The sequence below is a fragment of the Streptomyces sp. NPDC052687 genome (assembly GCF_040678395.1).
Taxonomy (GTDB): Bacteria; Actinomycetota; Actinomycetes; order Streptomycetales; family Streptomycetaceae; genus Streptomyces.
Map to the genome: position 1 here is coordinate 1 of NZ_JBFATR010000053.1, position 15,826 is coordinate 15,826.

Genomic DNA, 15,826 nt, shown 5'->3' on the forward strand with positions numbered 1-15,826 from the left:
CCGCTGGAGTGCGGCGGGGCGGTGAGCGTGAGCCGCGGGCGCGGTGCGCGCGGCGGCCGGGAGAGCGGAAGCTCAGTCCACTTCCAGGACGGAGTTGTCGCCGAAGTTGACCACCGTGGTGATCTCGGTGTCGCCGATTTCGATGCCGTAGAAGTCGTAGTCGTCGGCGGCGGCGGCACCGGCACCTCCGACGACGACGGTGGCGGCGGGCCCGGCGGCGACGAGAATCGAGCGCAGACGCATGGTGTACCTCCTGGTGATCGGGACTACCGCTGCGAAGCCTCACCGGACTCCCGGCGACGGCAACTCGCGTGGGCCGTTGGCGGGAACGCCCCGCGCCGGACGCGGGCGCCGGGACCGGCCGCGCGGCGGGTGGGCGCCGAGCCCCGGGAGGGCGTTCGCGGGGTGCGTGTGTGTGAGTCTTGCGGGCGGCGCGGTCCGTACCCGCGGCGCATGGTGCGTACGGTGCGCAGGATGCCCGAGCCGAGCAGGGCTCGTGCGGTGCGCAGGGCGCGTACGGTGCGCAGGCCGCGCGGACGGACGCGTCGTGCGCAGGGCGCGTACGGTGCGCAGGCCGCGCGGACGGACGCGTCGCCGGGAGCGCCGCCCGCGCGGCCGCCTCCGACGCCGTACGCCCGTGGGCCGTCGCCGTTTTCGGGGAACTGAACGGGAGGACGACGACCGCCGGGAGGGGTCCGGCGGCGTCAGGGGGAGGAGACGAGTGATACCGGTGGTCAGGGAGTGGGCGCATCGCCGTCAGTCCTGGGCGGCCAGGGCCTCGCTGCTGGCCGCGGCCGCGGCACTGCTGCTGCCGCTCGTGGAGGGCGGTGTCCGCGGTCTGCTGCTGCTCGTGGCGGGGTTCGCGGGCCTGGTCGTGACGTTCGCCGCGCTGTGGTGGACGCTGTCGCGCCGGGGTGCGACACGGCTGGCGGCGGCGACGCTGGCGCTGCTCACGCCCGTCACGGTCGTCACGCTCTTCGCGCGGGCGAACCTGCTGTGGGTGGTCGTGGTGTCCGCGCTGCTGTGGTCGGCGGCCGTGGGGAGCGGCCGGTACGCGCTGCGCACCACGGGTCTGCGGAGCTCGCGGGCCAGGGAGTACCGCACTCCTCCCCCGCGGCGCCCCTTCCTGCTGCTCAACCCCCGTTCGGGCGGCGGGAAGGTGGAGAAGTTCGCGCTGCGGGAGAAGGCCGAGCGGCTCGGCGCGCGGGTCGTGCTGCTCGATCCGGACGAGCGGCAGGACGTGGTCGCGCTGGCCCGGGCGGCCGTCGCCGACGGCGCCGACCTGCTCGGGGTGGGCGGGGGCGACGGAACCCAGGCCCTGGTGGCGGCCGTGGCGGCGGAGCACGGCCTGCCGTTCATGGTGATCTCGGCGGGTACCCGCAACCACTTCGCGATGGACCTGGGCCTGGACCGCGACGACCCGGCGGCCGGCCTGGACGCGCTGACCGACGGTGTGGAGGTCCGCGTGGACCTGTGTTTCGCCGGGGACCGGCCGTTCGTGAACAACGCCTCGTTCGGCGTGTACGGGACGGTCGTGCAGAGCCCCGGCTACCGCGACGACAAGGTCGGCACAGCGCTCGAGCTGCTGCCCGAGCTGCTGACCCGGCAGCGCGGTCCGCGGCTGACGGCCACGGTGGGCCGCAGGACGATCGCCGATCCGCAGGCCCTCCTGGTCAGCAACAACCCCTACCGGCTGGACGATCCGTTCGGCTTCGGCCGGCGCCCCCGGCTGGACTCCGGCCGGCTCGGGGTGGTCGCCGTGAAGGTCGACAACGCGATCGAGGCGGCCGAGCTGTTCCTGGCCCCGCGGGGCCGGCTCACGACGACCTCGCACGACGTGATCGTCGACGCCGACACACCCGAGGTGGAGGCCGGGCTCGACGGTGAGGCCGTGGTGCTGCCCACCCCGGTCCGCTGCCGTATCGAACGCCGCGCGCTGCGCGTCCGCGTCCCCCGCGAACGGCCCGGCCTCTTCGACCCGCCGCCCCGCCTGGACTGGCGGCGGCTGCGCAAACTGGCGGCGGCGGTGGGGCATACGGCCGTCCGGTCCCGGGGCGAGCGGCGGGCGCGCGCGTGAGAGCCGGGCGGGGATTCCGCCTGGAGCGGAGGTGAACCGAGGGGCCACGGCGGCCGTGTACCTCATCACCCGCGCGGACCGGACGCTTTCGGCGCCCACCGGCCGTCACCCGGACCGCGGCGCGGGGAGAGCCGTGGAAGGAGCAGTACGTCCCGTGCCCACTGATCACGCGTGCCGCGCGGCCGCCGAGCAGGCCGCGCGCTGTCTGACCCCCGTGCGCCCGGTCCTGGTGCCCGCCGGCCAGGCGGAGCCGGCCGCCGACGCCGAGGTCATGCCGGTCGTCCTGCGCGAATACCTGGGCGTGCGCGCGCGTCCGTCCGCGTCCCGGGCCTCCGGGGGCAGGCGTCCGGCGCCGGTGGACGTCGCCACGGGCGCGGTCGTCCTCGGGATGTGTCTGGACGGCCTGCGGGCAGAGCTGACCGGCACGCTGGCGGCGTGGCACGCGGATCTGGGCACGCGGCTGCGCCAGGCGCTCACCGGTCCGCCCGCGGCGGGGCGGCAGGCCGACGCCTGGCAGCCGCTGGCGGATCTGCAGCAGCGCGCCCACGAGGTGCTGACCGCCGTCGCCGGCAGCGGCCGGGGCGGCGCGGCGGGGCCGCGGTCGCTCGTCGCGCGGTTCGTCCTGCTGGAGGACGCCGTCTGCGGCGTACTGCGCCGGATGGGCGTTCCCGCCGGGACGGCAGGCGCGTGTGCGGGCGGGCTCACCGCAGCGGCCGGTTCCCTGTTCGGGCTGGCCCTGGGCGAGGGCGACGGCGTGGCGGGCCGGCCCGTGTGACCGGACCGGCCGCCACGCCCTGACGCCGCGTCAGCGCAGGAAGGTGGCGCGCATGTGCTCGTCGATGCGCTTGGTCCAGGCGGCCTGGTCCAGGTCGGCGTAGGTGAACAGGTGCGGGCCGGACGAACCGGTGATCAGGTCGAGCGAGTCGGGGCGGGCCACGAACACCGACTCCAGCTGGCCGTCGCCCCGGCCGTACTCGCGCGGGAACCAGGTCTCGATCTCCTGCCAGTAGCCGACCTTGGAGTTCTCCCCGCCCCTGGGCGTGCCCAGCTTCACCTCGGCCTCGTCGAAGCGGAAGCCGAGGTCGACGTAGGCCTGGAGGATCGCGTCCTGGGCGGGCAGCGCGTGGACCTGGAACTCGTCGAAGTCGCCCTTGTCCACGGAGTTGTCGATGGCCAGCTCGGTGCGCACGGCCACGCGCGCGCCGCGCAGCCGCCGGCCGCCCAGCACATGGGTGAGCGGCATCTCCCACGGCAGCTGGATCGCGATCCGCTCGGTGCGCTGCTCGCCCGCGTGCAGGGTCAGCGGGCCGTTCAGGGTCTCGGAGACGATGGTGAACGGGTTGTCCCAGCCGGTCTCCGACTGCTCGCGGTCCTCCGCGCGCGTCACCACGTCCAGCCGCAGCCGCTCCACGTCCACGTCCGCGCCGCCGCCGCGCAGGTGGACGGTGGCCTCCAGGACGTCGCCCGGACGGACCGTGGAGGTGGCCAGCACGGTGTCGACCTCGGGCGCGTTGATGCCGAGCGAGCTCAGGAACTTGCGGAATGCCATGAAAGGGGTCCCCCCTCGGGACGATCATGCCGAACTGTCCCGCGCACCCTACCCGCCGCCTCCGCGAGGGCCTGGGCGGCCCCGGCCGCGACCGGCGTGCAGGTTCGGGCGCCATGGCCGACACCGCTGATCTCATCGAGGAGACGAGGGCCCGCGTCGCCGGGTACGAGAGCCGCTTCAACGCGCGGTTCGCCGCCTGCTTCGACACGCTGGCCGCGACCCTGGACGCACCGGGATCCAGCCGCTTCACGCCGGAGTGCGTGGGGCTGCTGCGGGAGCTGTCGCTGCGCGGCGGCAAGCGGATGCGGGTGGCGCTCCTGTACGAGGCGGCGCGCCTGGTGACGGCCGGTCCCGTCGCGGGGCTGGACGCGGCCGCGCTGAGCGTCGAGCTGCTGCAGACCCATGGGCTGATCCACGACGACATCATCGACGACAGCCCCGTCCGCGACGACAGCCCCGTCCGCAGGGGCGGCCCGAGCACCCACCAGGCCTACCGCGAGCGGTTCCCCGGGCATCCGCGGACCGCGCTCGGCCTGGCCGTCCTGGCGGGAGACCTGGCGCTGGCGCTGTCCCTGCGGGTCCTCCTCGACTCCGACGCGCCGCTGCCGGTGCGGCACGCCATGGTCGAGGCGCAGACCCGGGCGGCGGCGGACACGTTCATCGGGCAGATCGTCGATCTGGAGCGGGACTTCACCGCCGGTCCACCGGACGAGGAGGTCCTGCACGCGGTGGCGGACTACAAGTCGGCCCGCTATTCGCTGCTGGCCCCCATGGAACTGGGGCTGCTGGCCGCCGGCGCGCCGCCGGGGCGCTACGCGGCGGAACTGCGGCGTTACGCCCGGCTGGTGAGGATCTGCGGGCAGATGCGCGACGACTACCTGGACCTCTTCGGTGGCCCGGAGGTCACGGGCAAGCCGGTCGGCACCGATCTGCGCGACGGCAGGCGCACCTTTGCGGTCCGCGCCCTGCTGTGCGCCGTCGGGGGTGCGGAGCCCGGCGTCGGAGGTGCGGAGCCCGGCGTCGGCGGTGCGGAGCCCGGCGTCGGAGGTGCGGAGCCCGGCGTCGGCGGTGCGGAGCGCGCCGTCGTCACCTCCGCGCTCGGCGACCCGTCCTGCTCGGCGGAGACCGTCGCCGCCGTCCGGGAGATCGCCGAACGTCACGGTGTCCCGGAGCGGATGCGCGCCGAGATGCGCCGCCACGCGGAGTCGGCCTCCGCGCTGGCCGGCACCTGGCGCGGGCGGTGGCGGGACGAGGCGGTCGCCTTCTTCGCGTACCTGCCGGTGTGGAGCGTGGAACGCACGGCGTGACGGTGGCCGGCGCACGGTCGGTCCGGTCCGGTCCCGGTGACCGGGACGACACGGCGCCGGTGGTGGCCCGGACCGTCACCCGGTCGCTGAGGCCGGGAGCGGCGATCGCGCCGCGGACGCACCACTTCCCGGAACGCGGCACGGCAGGTCGACTGGAGGACGTGCGGCCTTCGGCCCAGGCTGGTGAGGTCACTGTCGGCCTGACCGAGGAGCGCCATGCCGGATTCCGAGAAGCGTCGCCGGCTGCCGCGGCTCCTCCCGGCGCTCGTCGCCGCGGCCTTCGTGCTGCTGCACGTCGTCGGCTATCCGGCGACGCGCTTCTCCAACGACTCCTACCGGTACGCCCGTCAGGCCTACGAGTTCCTCGGTGACTCCCCGCGTGAGGCCACGCGCAAGGCGGTCGCCGCCTACTGCGCGGACACGGCCAGGCTGGTCGAGCGCAACCGCAGGCTGCACCAGCTGCAATTCCGGGAGCCCGGCCGCGAGGCCGCCTACGCGGCGCGCTGCGAACGCGAGTACGCGCGCGGTCTCGAACCCACCGACCCCCGCTACGAGGAGATCTTCCACGCCCGGCCCGGATACCCGCTGCTCGCGGCGCCCTTCGTGGCGCTGCTCGGCGCCAAGGCCGGGCTCACGCTGGTCGCCCTCGCCTGCGTCACGCTCGCCGGATACCTCGTCTTCCGGCTGCTGCGCGCCCTGCGTGCCCCGCCCGCGGCCGCCCTGCTCGGCCAGATCCTCTGTTACGTCACCCCGCTCGCCTCCTGGGGCGGCCGGCCGCTGGCCGAGGGCCCGACGATCGCGCTGATGACCACGCTGCTGCTGGCCTCGGTGTGGCTGCTGCGGAACCGGGTGCTGCCGGGTGCGGTGCTGTTCACCGGAGCCCTGGTGTGCGGACTCGCCGTCAGGTACTCCAGTTTCCTGGTCGTGGCCCTGTTCCTGACGGCCGCCGCCGTGTCCTCGCTGCTCTTCGTGCGGTCCGTCCGGCACCGCGGCGGCCGGTGGCTGGCCGGGCTGTCGGCGGGCGGCGCGCTCGCCGCCGTCGCCTTGAGCAAGGCCCTCGGTCTGCCCGGCACGACCGACTCGCTCCAGGACACCTTCACCCTGCACTGGACCCGGCCCGAGATCGCCGATCCCTGGCAGGCCCTCGTGCGCCTCAACCTCAACTACTGGGAGCAGTGGCTGCAGAAGGAGGCGCTCGCCCCGATGCTGCTGTTCCTGCTCGCGGCGGGCGTGTGGGGCGTGTGGCAGCGCTCGGTGCCGGTCGCCCTGTGCGTCGTCGCCATGGGGGCCACCGGTTTCGCGACGGCGGCGGCGCACCCGCTCGCGGTCGAACTCGACCGGCTGTACGTCGCCGTATGGCTGATCCCCGTCATCGGCGTCCCCCTGGCACTGGCCCGGCTCACCCAGCCCGCGCCGGAGCGGTCACCGGCGGCTGAGGACCGGCCCGCGACCGGGGACGACGACGGCGCGGCGGAGCCGGAGACCGCGTCGCGGTGAGGGGAGACGGGAGGCGTGTGGAGATGAGGCGACCGGAAATCGCGCGGAGATGAGGCGACGGGAGACCGCGTGAGGGCCACGGGGCCCCGTGGAGCCGAGGGGTGCGCTCAGGGCGTGCGGGCCGGCTCCGGGGCGTACCGCTCCGGGGACGGGGGCCGCGGCGCCGCGTGCGGCCGGTAGGCGCCGGGCGACATGCCGGTCCGTGCGGCGAAGTGGGCACTGAAGGCGGTCGGTGAGCTGCAGCCGACGGCGCGGCGGACGCCGGGGACGTGGAGGTCGCCGCGGCACAGCAGCGCTTGCGCGCGTTCGACGCGTCGCCTCATCAGGTACGCGTACGGCGACGCGCCGTACGCCAGCCGGAACTGGCGGCAGAGGTGGCCGGTGGACATGCCCGCGCCGCGCGCGAGCGCCGGCACGTCCAGTGGCCGGGCGTACTCCCGGTCGATACGGTCGCGGACGCGGCGCAGTCGTGCGAAGTCGGCGAGCCGCTGGGCGGCGATGCGTGCGCGTCCCCAGGCGGGATGACACATGGAGGAACTCCTTCTCCGGGGATGCGGCGGGTCAGTGGAGTTCCTGGATGCGGATGAGATTGCCGGCGGGATCGCGGAACGCGCAGTCGCGGATGCCGTACGGCTGCTCGGTGGGTTCCTGGACCACCTCGGCGCCGTGGGCGCGCACCTTCTCGAAGGTGCCGTCGAGGTCCCGGGTGGCCAGCAGGATCCAGCCGTAGGTGCCCTTGGCCATCATCTCGCGGATGGTCTGCCGCTCGGCCTCGGTGATGCCGGGGTCGACGGCCGGCGGGGCGAGCAGGATGGACGTGTCGGGCTGGCCGGCGGGGCCGACGGTGATCCAGCGCATCCTGCCCTGCCCGACGTCGGTGCGGACCTCGAAGCCGAGGGCGTCCCGGTAGAAGGCCAGGGAGGCGTCCGGGTCCTCGTGCGGCAGCGAGGTGGTGTGAATGGTGATGTCCATAACGATCAGGCTAGGCGCGGGTCCGGCACCCGCGCTTCTCCATTCCTGACCGAAGCCCCCGGAAATGACCGCGGCGTCGCGTCCGCCGCTTCCCCGGCCCGTGGGTGTCGCCCGGCTGAGCCCGTCCGGTCGGGGCGCGGGCGGAGGGCGGTGACGCTGAGGGGGCGCGGGGGCACGGGGGCACGGGTGAGAAGGAGTAGTGCGATGAACACGTCGTCGTGGGTGCCGGCCGCGGTGCTCGCCGTGTCGGTGCTGTGCGCCGCGGCCCCCGCATCGGCCGCCGCCGCCGCGCAGACCGCCGCCGACCCGGTCACCGCCGCCCCGGTCACCGCCGCCGCGCAGACCGCCGCCGGACCGGTCACCGCCACCACGCGGGCCGTCCCGGCACCGGCCGTCGCCGCGCCGGCCGCCTCACCACAGGTGGTTCCCGCCCAGGGCGCCGCCAGGGCTCCCCTCGACATCACCGCGGGCGAGTGCGTCCAGGGCGGCGGGATGATCATCATCGTCGCGGACGGCACGGTGCCGGGCGGGTTCTCGAAGACCTGCCAGGGCGGCGTCCACGACGGCCAGACGATCATCTGACCGTGTCCTCGGCGAACCCGCGTCCCCGGTGGCGCTACTGACCGGCGCGGATGTGGGTACCCGCCGCGCGCGCCCGCAGGGCGGCACCACACGACACGAGCCAAGGAGTCAGGACGTATGAGCGAGGCCAACCCTCTCAAGCGCGCGGTCCACAAGGTCGCCGACAGCCTGACGGGCGACGGCGGGCCCGCGGAGGGGATCCCCGGGAAGCCGGGGGCCGAGTCGCCGTCGGCCGCCGAACCGACCGAGCCGAGGGAACCGCTGCCGCCGAAGCCCGACCAGAGCGGCCCGGAGACGGTGTCGCCGACCGGTCAGCCCACCGGCGCGGACCAGGCGCGGATGGCTCAGTCCGGCGCCTACCTGACGACCGCCCAGGGAACGCGGCTGCACGACACCGACCACTCGCTGAAGGCGGGTCCGCGCGGACCGGTGCTGTTGCAGGATCACCATCTGCGCGAGAAGATCATGCACTTCGACCACGAGCGCATCCCGGAGCGCGTGGTGCACGCCCGGGGCGCGGCGGCGCACGGGGTCTTCCAGAGCTACGGCACGGCGGCCTCCGTGACGAAGGCCGCGTTCCTCGGCAAGGACGTGGAGACACCGGTGTTCGTGCGGTTCTCCACGGTGCTGGGGTCGCGCGGATCGGCGGACACCGTGCGTGACACCCGCGGGTTCGCGACCAAGTTCTACACCAGCGAGGGCGTCTTTGACCTGGTCGGAAACAACATCCCGGTCTTCTTCATCCAGGACGCGATCAAGTTCCCGGACGTCATCCACGCGGGCAAACCGCATCCGGACCGGGAGATCCCGCAGGCGCAGAGCGCGCACGACACCTTCTGGGACTTCGTCAGCCTGCACACCGAGGCCGCCCACCACACGCTGTGGAACATGTCCGACCGGGGCATCCCGCGCTCGTACCGGATGATGGAGGGCTTCGGCGTCCACACCTTCCGGCTGGTGAACGCCGAGGGCAGGACCACGCTGGTGAAGTGGCACTGGAAGCCGAAGCTGGGCGTGCACTCCCAGGTGTGGGAGGAGGCGCAGATCACCAGCGGCGTCGACCCGGACTTCCACCGCCGGGACCTCGCGGACGCCATCGAGGCGGGCGCGTACCCGCAGTGGGAGCTGGGCATCCAGACCTTCCCCGACACCCCGGACCAGACCTTCGAGGGCATCGACCTGCTGGACCCGACGAACATCGTCCCGGAGGAACTGGCGCCGGTGCAGCCGGTCGGGCTGCTCACCCTGAACCGCAACCCGTCGAACTTCTTCGCCGAGACGGAGCAGGTCGCCTTCCACGTCGGCCACCTGGTGCCCGGCATCGACATCACCGACGACCCGCTGCTCGCCGGGCGGCTGTTCTCCTACCTGGACACCCAGATCACCCGGCTGGGCGGCCCCAACTTCGCGCAGCTGCCCATCAACCGGTCGCACGCGCCGGTCAACGACATGCAACGCGACGGCATGCACCAGACGGCCGTGCACCGGGGCGTCGCCCCCTACCGGCCCAACTCGCTGGACGGCGGCTGCCCCTTCACGGCGGGCGCGGACATGGGGGCGTACGTCGAGACACCGGTGCGCGTGCCGGAGGCGGCGAAGGTGCGCGAGGCGCCCGAGTCGTTCGCGGACCACTTCAGCCAGCCGCGCCGGTTCTGGCTGAGCATGAGCCCGGTCGAGCGCGAGCACATCATCGGCGCGTACGTCTTCGAACTCGGCAAGTGCTACGAACAGGCCATCAAGGAACGGCAGTTGCAGGTGCTCGCCAATATCGACCCGGAGCTGTGCGAGGAGGTGGCGCGAGGGCTGGGCCTGCCCGTTCCGTCGCCGACCGTGCCGCTCGCGGACGTGGCGCCCAGCCCGGCGCTGTCGCAGGTCGGCAGGACCTGGCCGGTCGACGGGCGCATCGTGGGCATCCTCACCGGCGCGGACGGTGACCTGGAGGGCGTGCGGGAGGTGCGCGAGGCGGTGCTGAGCGCCGGCATGGTGCCGCTGGTCGTCGCGCCCGTCGGCGGCGTCCTCGGTTCGGGCGACGGCGCGGTCACGGTGCAGCGCACCTACGTCACCGCGCGTTCCGTGGAGTTCGACGCGGTGCTGCTGGCCGGCGCCCCCGCCGTGGGCGGCGACGCGTACACCGCCCGCGACGCGAAGTCCACGCCGTCCGCCGCCGATCCGGCGGCGTGCGATCCGCGGGTCCGGCTGCTGCTGGCGGAGGCCTTCCGGCACGGCAAGGCGATCGGCGCCTGGGCGGGCGGCAGGGCCGCCCTGGAGGCGGCCGGCGTACCCGCCGACGCGCCCGGCGTGATCCTCACGGACTCCCCCACGGCCGCGCTGGAGCAGGTCGTGCGGCTGCTGGGCGCGCACCGGGTGTGGGAGCGGTTCACGACGACGGTCTGACGGGGACGGGCACGAGCACGGGTATCGGCACGGCACCCTGGCACCCCGCCACCCCGGCATCCCGGCACCCCGGCACCCCGGCACCCCGGCCCTCCGTGAGGCACACGGAGCGGCGCGGCGGCCCCTGCGGCGCGGTGCGCCCTACGGCGTACGGGGCGCGCCGGGGGGCGCCGCGTCGTCCGGTGTGAGCTGCTGAGAGGATGACGGGAGCGTTGACCGGAGGGGGAACCGACCGTGACCGTATTCGTGCTGTCCTGTGTGGCGCTGCTCGCCGCGGGCGGTTGCGTCTGTGTGGTCTGGGCGGCGCGCGGCGGACCCCGCTGGGTGCGCGTGGTGGCGCGGGGGACACTGCTCGCGGGTGAACTGGTCGGCCGGTCCACGCGTTCGCGTGACAGCCGCGACGGCGACGCGGACGACTGACCTCGGGCGGTGCGCCACTCCCCCCGGTGCCGCGTCCCATGGGGCGGGCGTCCCTCCCGGCCGGTGTCACAGGCGGCGGCGACCGGTGTCGTACGCGCGTGACGTCGTACGCGCGTGACATCGACGCCCGTCACCCGGCGGCGGGGGCGGGCGGCGCCGCGGGGAAGTCCTGTTCCGCCCAGATGATCTTGCCGTCGGGTGTGTAGCGGGCCCCCCAGCGGTGGGCGAGCTGGGCGACCAGGAAGAGGCCCCGGCCGCCCTCGTCCGTGCTGCGGGGGTGCCGCAGGCGCGGGGCGGTGCTGCTGCCGTCGGCGACCTCGCAGGTGAGCCGGGAGTCGCGGATCAGCCGCAAGCGGATGGGCGGGGCGGCGTGGCGGATGGCGTTGGTGACGAGTTCGCTGACGATCAGCTCCGTCGTCATGGCCAGGTCGGTGAGGCCCCAGGCCGCCACCTGCCGGGTCGCCCGGGCGCGGACGTCGGCGACGGCGGCCGGGTCGGCGGGTACGTCCCAGGAGACCACGTGCTCGGCGTCCAGGGCGTGGGTGCGGGCCAGGAGCAGGGCGATGTCGTCGCGCTGGGACAGCGGCACCAGGTCCTGGACCGCGGTGCGGCAGTGGGTGCCGAGGTCGCGGGCGGGGCGGGCGAGGACCTGGCCGAGCCGGGACATGCCCGCCTCCAGGTCGCCGTCCGGTCCGGCGATGAGCCCGTCGGTGTACAGGCCGAGGAGGCTGCCCGGGGGCAGGTCCACCTCGCCGGACTCGAAGGCGATGCCGCCGAGGCCCAGCGGGGGTCCGGCGGGGGGTTCGGGGAACGAGACCTGTCCGTCGGGGGTGACGACGACGGGCGGCGGGTGTCCGGCGCGGGCCATGGAGCAGCGCCCGGTGACCGGGTCGTAGACGGCGTACAGGCAGGTGGCCCCGAGGAAGGCGGTCGCGCTCCGGTTGGCGCCCTCGTCGGCGGCGGCCGGTTCCTCGCTCAGCCGGAGCACGAGGTCGTCGAGGTGGGCGAGGAGTTCGTCCGGAGGCAGCTCCATGTCGGCGAGGGTCTGTACGGCGGTGCGCAGGCGGCCCATCGCCGCCGCTGCGGTGATGCCGTGGCCGACGACGTCGCCGACGGCGAGCCCGACGCGGGCTCCGGACAGGGGGATCACGTCGAACCAGTCGCCGCCGACCCCGCCCGTCGCGTCGGCCGGCAGGTAGTGGGAGGCCACTTCCAGCGCCTGCCCGCCGGTCAGCGCGTGCGGCAGCAGGCTGCGCTGGAGGGTGACCGCCGCGGTGTGTTCGCGGGTGTAGCGGCGGGCGTTGTCGACGCACAGCGCGGCCCGCGCGACCAGCTCCCGGGCCAGCAGGATGTCGTCGGACTGGAAGGAGACGGGGTTGAGCGAGCGCAGGAAGGTGGCGAGCCCGAGCACGGTGTTCCGGGCGCGCATCGGCACGGAGATGAGCGAGTGCAGGCCGTACTCGCGCATAGCGGCCAGCCGCTCGGGTGGTTCGCCCGCCCACATCTCGTCGGACGGGTCGAGGACCGGGATGAGGACCGGTTCCCCGGTGATGAGCATGTTCAGGTCGCCGGGCGGCGGGATGAAGTCCACGCGTTCGCCGACCCGTGCCACGGCCTCGGGGCAGCCCTCGCGCACCGAGCTCATCCCGGCGCGGCGCATCACCGGCCGCTCGGACGCCGGCCCCTCGGCGGTCGGCCAGGCGTCGGGCCCGGGGGCGCTGACCACGGACTCCAGGAGGTCGACGATGACGAAGTCCGCGAAGCGGGGCACGGCGAAGTCGGCGAGTTCCTGCGCGGTGCGCGTCACGTCCAGCGTCCGGCCGATGCTGTTCCCGGCCTCGTTGACCAGCGACAGCAGCCGGCGGACGTTCCAGCGCTCGGTGACGTCCAGGACCATGTAGCAGACGCCGGTGACGGCCTCGTCCGCGTCGACCAGCGGGAAGAACGAGGTGGAGTAGGCGTGCGGGCGGTGCGGGTCGGCCCAGCTCCAGCCCACGTACTCGTAGTCGGTGACCGGGACCCCGGTCTCCAGCACCTTGCGCATCAGGCCCTCGATGGCCTCCCCCTGCAGCCCGGGCAGCACCTCGCTCAGCCGCCGGCCCAGGCGCTGTTCGCGGGGCACGCCGCCGAGGCGTTCCAGGGTGTCGTTGAGCCAGACGTAGCGCAGGTCGCGGTCCATCACGGCCATGCCGACCGGTGAGCGGGTGAGGAATCCGTCGAGGACGGACCGGCCGACCGTCCACTGCTGGCGCCGCTCGCGCGCGGAGAGCAGGAAGCATTCGGCGCCGCCGATCCGGAAGGACGCCGACACCCGCAGGTCGACGTCGATCCGCCGGCCGTCGCGCCGCCGGACGGTGATCACGCCGCTCCAGCCCATCCCGGACCGGCACCGCTCGACGACGGCGGCCACCCGGGCGGGATCGGCGCGCATCGCCACCAGCGGCGCAGCGGACCGGCCGACGAGCTCGGACGCCGGATGGCCGAGCAGTTCCTCGGCGGCCCTGGTCCAGGCGAGCACGACACCGTCGGCGCCGAGGACGACGGCGGCGTCGGTGGACGCGTCGAAGAGATCACGCGATGCCGCGGACGCGGGCGGATCGGAGCCGCCCCGCACAGATTCCATGGAGCCCTCCTCCAGGACCATGTTCCCTTCTGACCGCGATGTGCGCACGATCCACGGGAACGAACCGGGTGAAACGCCGCGACTGGGCAAGAAAGCGGCCCGGAGGGAGCATGGAAGGGCCGGCGGTCACGGCAGTACGGCGACACCCGCGGGAGCCGGGCAACGTGCCGCCTGCCGGCCGGCCGGTCGAGCCGGTACAGGAGGCCCAGGGATGACAGCCGAATCCTTCCCGCCCGACGGTGGCGCCTACGACCCGGCGCCGCCGCGCCGCCAGACCAGCCTGCTGGACGTGCTGAGCGTGGCCGCGCTGGTCCTCGACGTCGACGGCCGCATCGTGTTCTGGACCCCGCAGGCCGAGGATCTCTTCGGCTACACCGCCGAGGAGGCGCTGGGCAGACCCGCGGCGCGGCTGATCATCCACCCCGAGCACTACCAGGCGGTCCTGAAGATGTTCGCGGAGGTGCTGGAGACGGGCCGCAGCTGGGCCGGCGCGTTCCCGGTCCGGCACAAGGACGGCAGCGGCCGTCTGATGGAGTTCCGCAACATGCGGCTGCTGGACGACCTCGGGGACGTGTACGCCTTGGGGCTGGCCGCCGACCACACCCTGCTGCAGCGGGTGGAGACCGACCTGGCGCTGTGCGAGCGGCTGATCAACCAGTCCCCCATCGGTCTCGCCCTGCTCGACCCCGAGCTGCGGTATCTGCTGGTCAACCCGGCGCTGGAGCGGATCGACGGGATCCCGGCCGAGGACCACATCGGCCGCCATCTGCGGGACGCCGTGCCCTTCCCCGACGTCGACACCGTCGAGTCCGCGCTGCGTCAGGTGCTCACCACGGGCACCCCCCTGCTCGACCAGTACCACGTGGGCCGGCCCCTGGCCGATCCCGAGCACGAGCGGGCCTGGTCGCTGTCCTTCTACCGGCTGGAGGACCCCGGCGGGCGGGTGCTCGGCGCGGCCGCGTCGGTCGTCGACGTGACCGAGCGGCACCGGGCGGCCGCCGAGGCGGACCGGGCCCGGCGGCGGCTCGCCCTCATCGCCGACGCCTCCACCCGCGTGGGCACCACCCTGGAGGTGGAGCACACCGCGCGGGAGCTGGCCGAGATCGCGAGCCCGGAACTGGCCGACGTGGTCGCCGTGGACGTCCTCGACTCGGCGCTGGCGTGCCGCCGGATGCGGACCCCCGACAACGGGCCGGAGCTGTTCCGCGCCCTCGCGCTGAAGGCGGCGCATCCGACGGTGGCGCTGAACGCCGCCGACCCGCCCGGCGACCTCGCCGCCTACGAGGGCGACCGGCTGGTCACGCTGTGCGTGCACACCGCCCGGCCGATCCTCGTCCGGCATGTCGGCGACCGGGATCTGCCGCGGATCGCCCGGGACGACGAGGCCGCCGCGCTGCTGGCGCGCGCCGGGGTGCACTCGTATCTCGCCGTCCCGCTGATCGCGCACGGCGAGGTGCTGGGCGCGCTCGACCTGAAGCGCACCCACAACCCGCTGCCGTTCGACGAGGACGACGTCATCCTGGCCGGTGAGCTGGCCAGCCGGGCGGCGGTGGCCATCGACAACGCCCGCTGGTTCCAGAGCGTGCGCAACACCGCGCTGACCCTCCAGCGCAGCCTGCTGCCGGACCACCCGCCGCACCACACCGGTCTGGAACTCGCCTCCCGGTACCAGCCCGCGCAGGCCACCAGCGAGGTCGGCGGCGACTGGTACGACGTGATCCCGCTGAGCGACGACAAGACCGCGCTGGTCGTCGGCGACGTGATGGGCAACGGCATCGACGCCGCCGCGACGATGGGCCGGCTGCGCACCGCGACGTGCGCCTACTCGGATCTGGACATGGATCCCGGGGAGGTGCTCCGGCATCTCGACAAGATCACCTGCGATCTGGAGCACTACATCGTCACGTGTCTGTACGTCGTGTTCGACCCGCGCACGCGGCGGTGCTGCATCGCCAACGCGGGCCACATGCCGCCCGCGCTGGCCCGCACCGGCCGGCCGCCCGTCCTGCTGGACCTGCCCCCCGGGACACCGCTGGGCGTCGGCGACATGCCCTTCGAGACGACGACGGCCGCGCTCGGCCCCGGCGATCTGCTCGTGCTCTACACCGACGGCCTCGTCGAGACCCGCCAGCACCCCATCGACGACCGTCTGAACACCCTGCTCGGCTTCCTCGACGAACCCGGACGCCCGCTGGAGGAGACCTGCGATCTGCTCCTGTACGGCCTGCGCCATCCCGACGACCACGACGACGTGGCCCTGCTCGTGGCGCGGGCCCTGTGACGGGGTGGCCGGGCTCCCGCGCTCACCGCACGCCAAGGCCCGGCCCCGGCCCTCGCACAGTCCGGCCGCCGAACTGCGAGCGCCGGAGTCCGCCCCGAAGCTCCGGGGCCTGGACGATCGGCTT

General features: G+C 74.3%; 13 protein-coding genes. 8 read left to right on the forward strand and 5 right to left on the reverse strand.

Features of this window, described 5'->3' with window-relative positions; genetic code table 11:
- Positions 1-72: 72 nt before the first annotated feature.
- The gene (locus AB0K92_RS28895; protein WP_365927668.1) at positions 73-243 is read right to left on the reverse strand and encodes a hypothetical protein; all 171 of its coding nucleotides are present in this window, start codon (positions 241-243) and stop codon (positions 73-75) included.
- Positions 244-721: 478 nt separating this feature from the next.
- On the opposite strand from AB0K92_RS28895, the gene AB0K92_RS28900 reads away from it, so the two are divergent.
- Both AB0K92_RS28900 and AB0K92_RS28905 read left to right on the forward strand, forming a co-directional pair.
- Entirely contained in the window at positions 722-2,077 is a 1,356-nt protein-coding gene (locus tag AB0K92_RS28900; RefSeq protein WP_365927670.1) for a diacylglycerol kinase family protein, read from the forward strand.
- A 154-nt stretch (positions 2,078-2,231) separates the two neighbouring features.
- Complete coding sequence (locus AB0K92_RS28905) at positions 2,232-2,852, forward strand: hypothetical protein (protein WP_365927672.1); 621 nt, start codon at positions 2,232-2,234, stop codon at positions 2,850-2,852.
- A 30-nt stretch (positions 2,853-2,882) separates the two neighbouring features.
- Here AB0K92_RS28905 and AB0K92_RS28910 read toward each other — a convergent pair whose 3' ends face one another.
- Positions 2,883-3,626, reverse strand: coding sequence for a sporulation protein (locus tag AB0K92_RS28910; RefSeq protein WP_365927674.1), 744 nt, complete (start codon positions 3,624-3,626; stop codon positions 2,883-2,885).
- Positions 3,627-3,739: 113 nt separating this feature from the next.
- Between AB0K92_RS28910 and AB0K92_RS28915 the strand changes: the two genes are divergently transcribed.
- A complete protein-coding gene (locus AB0K92_RS28915) occupies positions 3,740-4,933 on the forward strand; it encodes a polyprenyl synthetase family protein (protein WP_365927676.1) in 1,194 nt (397 codons plus the stop codon).
- Positions 4,934-5,149: 216 nt separating this feature from the next.
- Positions 5,150-6,430 (forward strand): hypothetical protein, encoded by a 1,281-nt coding sequence (locus AB0K92_RS28920; RefSeq protein ID WP_365927678.1) that lies wholly within the window; start codon positions 5,150-5,152, stop codon positions 6,428-6,430.
- Positions 6,431-6,537: 107 nt separating this feature from the next.
- Here AB0K92_RS28920 and AB0K92_RS28925 read toward each other — a convergent pair whose 3' ends face one another.
- Positions 6,538-6,960: a helix-turn-helix transcriptional regulator gene (locus AB0K92_RS28925; RefSeq protein WP_365927680.1), complete on the reverse strand. Its 423-nt coding sequence runs from the start codon at positions 6,958-6,960 to the stop codon at positions 6,538-6,540.
- Between the two features lie 31 nt (positions 6,961-6,991).
- Positions 6,992-7,402, reverse strand: coding sequence for a VOC family protein (locus AB0K92_RS28930; protein WP_365927682.1), 411 nt, complete (start codon positions 7,400-7,402; stop codon positions 6,992-6,994).
- Positions 7,403-7,606: 204 nt separating this feature from the next.
- Between AB0K92_RS28930 and AB0K92_RS28935 the strand changes: the two genes are divergently transcribed.
- From AB0K92_RS28935 to AB0K92_RS28945, 3 genes are all read left to right on the forward strand, one after another.
- Positions 7,607-7,984, forward strand: a complete 378-nt coding sequence (locus AB0K92_RS28935; RefSeq protein WP_365927684.1) for a hypothetical protein — start codon at positions 7,607-7,609, stop codon at positions 7,982-7,984.
- A gap of 117 nt (positions 7,985-8,101) precedes the next feature.
- The gene (locus AB0K92_RS28940) at positions 8,102-10,378 is read left to right on the forward strand and encodes a catalase (RefSeq protein WP_365927686.1); all 2,277 of its coding nucleotides are present in this window, start codon (positions 8,102-8,104) and stop codon (positions 10,376-10,378) included.
- Between the two features lie 234 nt (positions 10,379-10,612).
- The gene (locus AB0K92_RS28945) at positions 10,613-10,798 is read left to right on the forward strand and encodes a hypothetical protein (protein ID WP_365927688.1); all 186 of its coding nucleotides are present in this window, start codon (positions 10,613-10,615) and stop codon (positions 10,796-10,798) included.
- 130 nt (positions 10,799-10,928) lie between these two features.
- Here the strand turns inward: AB0K92_RS28945 and AB0K92_RS28950 are convergent, their stop codons facing one another.
- Positions 10,929-13,421, reverse strand: a complete 2,493-nt coding sequence (locus AB0K92_RS28950) for a SpoIIE family protein phosphatase (protein ID WP_365927690.1) — start codon at positions 13,419-13,421, stop codon at positions 10,929-10,931.
- A gap of 211 nt (positions 13,422-13,632) precedes the next feature.
- Between AB0K92_RS28950 and AB0K92_RS28955 the strand changes: the two genes are divergently transcribed.
- The gene (locus tag AB0K92_RS28955; RefSeq protein WP_365927692.1) at positions 13,633-15,702 is read left to right on the forward strand and encodes a SpoIIE family protein phosphatase; all 2,070 of its coding nucleotides are present in this window, start codon (positions 13,633-13,635) and stop codon (positions 15,700-15,702) included.
- The last annotated feature ends 124 nt before the right edge of the window (positions 15,703-15,826 follow it).

Coding starts and splice junctions, on each gene's coding strand:
- AB0K92_RS28940 (WP_365927686.1), top strand. CDS start 8,102: ATGAGCGAGGCCAACCCTCTCAAGCGCGCGGTCCACAAGGTCGCCGAC.
- AB0K92_RS28910 (WP_365927674.1), bottom strand. CDS start 3,626: ATGGCATTCCGCAAGTTCCTGAGCTCGCTCGGCATCAACGCGCCCGAG.
- AB0K92_RS28895 (WP_365927668.1), bottom strand. CDS start 243: ATGCGTCTGCGCTCGATTCTCGTCGCCGCCGGGCCCGCCGCCACCGTC.
- AB0K92_RS28925 (WP_365927680.1), bottom strand. CDS start 6,960: ATGTGTCATCCCGCCTGGGGACGCGCACGCATCGCCGCCCAGCGGCTC.
- AB0K92_RS28915 (WP_365927676.1), top strand. CDS start 3,740: ATGGCCGACACCGCTGATCTCATCGAGGAGACGAGGGCCCGCGTCGCC.
- AB0K92_RS28930 (WP_365927682.1), bottom strand. CDS start 7,402: ATGGACATCACCATTCACACCACCTCGCTGCCGCACGAGGACCCGGAC.
- AB0K92_RS28935 (WP_365927684.1), top strand. CDS start 7,607: ATGAACACGTCGTCGTGGGTGCCGGCCGCGGTGCTCGCCGTGTCGGTG.
- AB0K92_RS28955 (WP_365927692.1), top strand. CDS start 13,633: ATGACAGCCGAATCCTTCCCGCCCGACGGTGGCGCCTACGACCCGGCG.
- AB0K92_RS28950 (WP_365927690.1), bottom strand. CDS start 13,421: ATGGAATCTGTGCGGGGCGGCTCCGATCCGCCCGCGTCCGCGGCATCG.
- AB0K92_RS28920 (WP_365927678.1), top strand. CDS start 5,150: ATGCCGGATTCCGAGAAGCGTCGCCGGCTGCCGCGGCTCCTCCCGGCG.